This is a genomic window from Synechococcus sp. R6-7 (assembly GCF_047461695.1).
Taxonomy (GTDB): domain Bacteria; phylum Cyanobacteriota; class Cyanobacteriia; order Thermostichales; family Thermostichaceae; genus Thermostichus.
The window spans coordinates 1-4,972 of sequence record NZ_JANSHS010000255.1; the positions used below are offsets into that span (position 1 = coordinate 1).

Consider the following 4,972-nt stretch of genomic DNA (forward strand, 5'->3'; position numbering starts at 1 on the left):
CAGCAGTGTTCAGCGTAAATGTATCAGCCTACGGTTCGCATTCAATCGAGTGGGCTCGCCAGTTCGGAACTCCTGCGAATGAGGTGGCTGACTCTATTGCTGTCGATCGCGCCAGCGGTGCGGAGCACTTTCGCGCCAGCGGTGCGGAGCACTTTGGACAGGGCAATGCTTGGGTAGCGGGAACCACTACGGGAGCCCTTCCTGACCAGTTGAGCGCTGGGAGCTGGGGTGCTTCTGTGCTTCAAGTACAGTCGCTAAGCCTGAGCTTCCTTCCCTTGGGAGAGCGGCCATGCACCGAATAGCTGCTTTGCCAGGGGGATGGGATCCTTCCCAATCCGGCGTCATTTTCTTGGAGCAGGATCCCGCTCCCATCGTTATCCTTTCGGCAGCCGATACGGATCTCACGGCCTTGAGCGCAGCCCTGCGCCTGTTGCCCGGCGATTTTCCGGCGGTGCGGGCGGCCAATTTGTTGCAGTTGCAACAGCCCCTAAGCCTGGATGACTATGCCGAGAGGGTGCTGCGGCGGGCGCAGGTGGTGCTCCTTCGCCTGTTGGGGGGAAGGGCCTACTGGAGCTATGGCCTGGAGGTAGCCAAGCAGGTGGCCGCCGAGGAGGGATCCACCCTGATCGTCATTCCTGGAGACGATCGCCCCGACTGGGATTTGGTGAGCCATTCCACTGTGCCCCTGGCGGTGGCGGATCGGGTGTGGCGGTACTGGCTGGAGGGGGGAGCGGAGAATGTGGCTGCCTGTCTGCTGTTGCTGGCTGGGGAGTTCCTAGGGGGCCAATATTCGGCGCCGGATCCTCAAGTGCTGCCTCGTCTAGGGATCTATCAACCCCCCATAGCTCCGCTGGCGGATCCCCAAGCTCCCAAGGTGGGGATTTTACTCTACCGAGCCCATGTTCTGGCGGGGAACATAGAGCCGGTGGATCAATTGGCAAAAGCCTTGGTGGAGCGGGGGCTGCAGCCTCTGTGCCTTTACACCTACAGCCTTCAAGATCCCGACTTGCCCCAGGCCATTCGGGATCACTTCGGCAGCCAGATTGACCTGTTGCTCAACACCACCAGTTTTTCGCTGGCGCGGTTGGACAGCCACCAGCCCGACGTGAGGCTGTGGCAGGAATTGGATGTGCCCGTTTTGCAGGTAATCCTTAGCAGCGGATCCCGCCAGAGCTGGGAGGACTCCACGCGAGGACTGGGAGCGCGGGATCTGGCCATGAATGTGGCTTTGCCGGAGGTGGATGGGCGCATCATCAGCCGCGCCGTTTCCTTCAAGGCGGTTCAACAGCGGGATCCCCACTTGCAAACGGAGGTGGTGGCCTACGTGGCTGTGCCGGATCGGGTGGAGTTTGTAGCCGATTTGGCGGCCAACTGGGTGAAATTGCGGCGTACCCCCCCTTCCCAGCGGCGACTGGCTTTGATCCTGGCCAACTACCCCAGTCGGGACGGGCGACTGGCCAATGGGGTGGGTCTGGATACCCCTGCCAGTTGTGTGGAAATTCTCAAAGCTTTGGCGGGAGCTGGCTACTCAGTAGATCCCCTGCCCCAGACTGGAGATGAACTCATCCATTGGCTAACCGAAGGCCAGACCTACGACCCCTTGGGATCCCTGCGCCCCGCTCGCCAATGGCTTTCTGCTGCCCTTTATCGAGAGTGGTTTGCCCGCTTGCCTGAGCCCATCCAGACCGACCTCGTCCGGCAGTGGGGGGATCCGCCCTCTCGAGATATTCCCGTGGTGGGACTGCAGTTAGGGCAGGTGTTTGTAGGCATTCAGCCCCCGCGAGGCTATGACCGGGATCCGTCCTTGAACTACCATGCCCCGGATCTGGTGCCCCCCCATGAGTACCTGGCTTTTTACCTGTGGCTGCGGCAGGTCTTCGCCGTTCAAGCGGTGGTGCATGTGGGCAAGCACGGCAACTTGGAATGGCTGCCCGGCAAGGGATCCGCTCTTTCCGCCACCTGCTACCCGGAGATGGCCCTGGGGCCGCTGCCCCACTTCTACCCCTTCATCGTCAACGATCCGGGAGAGGGATCCCAGGCCAAGCGGCGAGCCCAGGCAGTGATTATCGACCACCTCACCCCGCCCCTTACCCGCGCCGAGCTGTACGGCCCCCTGGCGGATTTGGAACGGCTGATGGATGAGTACGTGCAGGCCCAACAGTTGGATCCCAGTCGTTGTCCCCTGATTCGCGCCCAGATTCAGGAGCTGGTTCGAGCAGAGCATCTAGACCAACAGTTCAACCTGGAAAAAGAAGAAGATTGGAATCGCCTGGATGGCTATCTTTGCGAGCTAAAAGAATCCCAGATTCGCGATGGGCTGCACATCTTTGGCCGGATCCCTGCCGGTGAGCAGCTTGTTGATCTGGTGGTAGCCCTGGCCCGCTACCCTGGCCACGGGCAACTGGGGATTACTCAGGCCATTGCCCGCGATTGGGGATGGGACTGGGATCCCTTGACCGCCGACCTGACAGATCCTTGGCCAGAGGGATCCCCGAACTCGCCGTAACCCAAGCCAAGCGTTTTATTTTCCTCTCTCAGGGAGCAAGGAAGAATCTTAAGAGTAAGAGGAGTTGATCGGGATCCCTCATCAACTCCTCTGTTGGAACAATGGAAGCAGGCTAGAGAAACAGCTGGATCCCGGAATCGTAGCCCAAGACCGGCTCGCGCCTAGGTGCCCCCTGGCCAGCTACCGGGAAGCCCTAGCGGGCGTTTCAATAGCGAGATTGAAAACTCCGCCGCCGCTCACCGCCACTGTTCGCGTTACCAGAGCGGAAACCTGAGGTGGGGCGTTCTTCTCGCGGGCGAGCTTTGTTCACCTTGAGGTCGCGCCCCATCCATTCCGCCCCATCCAGCGCAGCAATGGCAGCTTGCTCCTCTGCTTCAGAGCTCATTTCCACAAACCCGAAGCCCCGAATGCGGCCTGTCTCGCGGTCAGTGGGGATTTGCACCCGCTTGACAGAACCGTACTCAGCAAAAACAGCGGTCAAATCCGCTTCTGTCACCTTAAAGGAAAGGTTGCCAACATAAATCGACATAGACGATCTCCGAAAGAGAGAGTAACAAAGGGTGAGATGTTCGGAGAGCCGTCTACCAATACAAAACGTGAAAATCCGTCAAGACCAGAAGAAACGAGCACTACAACCGATAACAATCTCAGCTTCTATCCTAACACAGAAGCAGGGGTTCACCACTTCGATTTCGCGAAATTCTGGGGACATTGCCTTCACACCCCAACTGGCCCGGCCCAAACACTCCGCTGCCCTACCTGCGCTGACGCCACCTCAGCCCAGCTTCTCCAGCCTGGATCCCAGTAACCTCATCTGGGCTTCCAGCTCCGCCAGTTGCTCCTGACTGGCTTGCACCACCTCAGGGTTGGCCCGGTTGAGAAAATTGGGGTTCTCTAGGCGAGCGCGGATCCCTTGGGCCTCTTTTTCCAGCTTGGCCAGGTCTTTTTGCAGCTTGGCCCGCAGCGCTTCCACATCCACCAGTCCTGCCAAGGGCATCAGCACCTGCACCGTGCCCACCACTGCAGCCGCCACCTGTTTGGGCTCCGTGGCCAGGGATCCCGTAATCTCCAAAGCCTCGGCCTTAACCAGATCCCGGATGTAGGCTTGGGCAGCCCTGAGAATTTGCTGCTGGGTGGGATCGTCGGTAACCAGGAGGGCGGTGACGGCCTGCTGGGGCTTGAGGCCGGCTTCTGCCCGCAGGTTGCGCAGGCTGGTAATGGTTTGGATCACCAAGCCAAACTCCCGCTCCAGTTGAGGGTCGATCCAACTGGGATCTGGGGTGGGATAGGGCTGCACGGAGATAGAGGTGGTTTGGTTGGCCTGGGTGAGCAGCTGCCAGATCTCCTCGGTGATGTGGGGCATCCAGGGGTGCAGCAGCTTGAGAATGGTTTCCAAAACGGTGGCCAGCACCTTCTGCGCTGCGCGTTTGGAAGCCAGGTCTTCTCCCCGCAGCCGGGGCTTGACCAGCTCGATGTACCAGTCGCAAAAGTCATCCCAAATGAGAGAGTAGAGCAGGCGCGCCCCCTCGCCCAGGCCATAGGCTTCCAGCTCGGCGATAACTTGGGTGGCCGTGGAGTGCAGCCGCGACAGGATCCAGCGATCGGCCAATTCCAGCGCTTCAGGAACAGGGGATCCCAGTTGGGCAGGGGTTTGCCCCTCCAAGTTCATCAACACAAAGCGGGAGGCGTTCCAGATCTTATTGGCAAAGTTGCGGGCGGCCTCTACGCTGGCGCTCTCGCCGGTCTTGCGGTCATAGGCCAGGCGGATGTCTTGCCCTGCCCCCACCACCTCTTTGACCAGGGCATAGCGCAGGGCGTCGGTGCCGTATTTGTCCAGCAGCTCCAGGGGATCGATACCATTCCCCTTGGTCTTGGACATTTTCGCCCCGTGCTCATCCCGCACCAGGCCATTGATGTACACATCTTTGAAGGGGATCTGGCCGGTAAATTGGGATCCCATCATGGCCATGCGGGCCACCCAGAAGAAAATGATGTCAAAGCCCGTGGACATCAGGGAGTTGGGATAGTAGCGTTTGAAATCCTCGGTCTCTTCCGGCCAGCCCAGGGTTGAAAAGGGCCACAGAGCAGAGCTAAACCAGGTATCCAGCACATCGGGATCCTGCTCTACCCTCTCAACTTCTGGGCCAAACTTTTCCCGTGCCTTGAGCAGCGCTTCCTCGCCGTTGCGGGCCACCACAAAAGCCTGCGGATCCTCAGGGAGCTGGCCGTCAATGACCGGGTACCAAGCCGGGATCTGATGGCCCCACCACAACTGCCGAGAAATGCACCAGGGGCGCAGCTTTTCCAGCCAGCCCGTGTAGACTTTGGTCCAGCGCTCAGGGATAAAGCGGGGGCTATTTCGTTGGTATTCCTCTTCCAAACAGCGAGCCCCCATCCCCGAGACATCGCAAAACCACTGAATGGAAAGCAAAGGCTCGATGGGCACGCCGCCGCGGTCGCTGTGGG

The 4,972-nt window shown here is 59.9% G+C and carries 3 protein-coding genes; 1 reads left to right on the forward strand and 2 read right to left on the reverse strand.

What is annotated here, in order from left to right; genetic code table 11:
• The first annotated feature begins 289 nt into the window (after positions 1–289).
• Entirely contained in the window at positions 290–2,506 is a 2,217-nt protein-coding gene (cobN, locus tag NW815_RS07975; protein ID WP_414389929.1) for a cobaltochelatase subunit CobN, read from the forward strand.
• A gap of 205 nt (positions 2,507–2,711) precedes the next feature.
• Here cobN and NW815_RS07980 read toward each other — a convergent pair whose 3' ends face one another.
• Both NW815_RS07980 and NW815_RS07985 read right to left on the reverse strand, forming a co-directional pair.
• Positions 2,712–3,035, reverse strand: a complete 324-nt coding sequence (locus NW815_RS07980; protein WP_011431969.1) for an RNA recognition motif domain-containing protein — start codon at positions 3,033–3,035, stop codon at positions 2,712–2,714.
• 246 nt (positions 3,036–3,281) lie between these two features.
• A partial coding sequence (locus NW815_RS07985; protein ID WP_414415883.1) for a class I tRNA ligase family protein occupies positions 3,282–4,972 on the reverse strand: 1,691 nt, incomplete at its 5' end.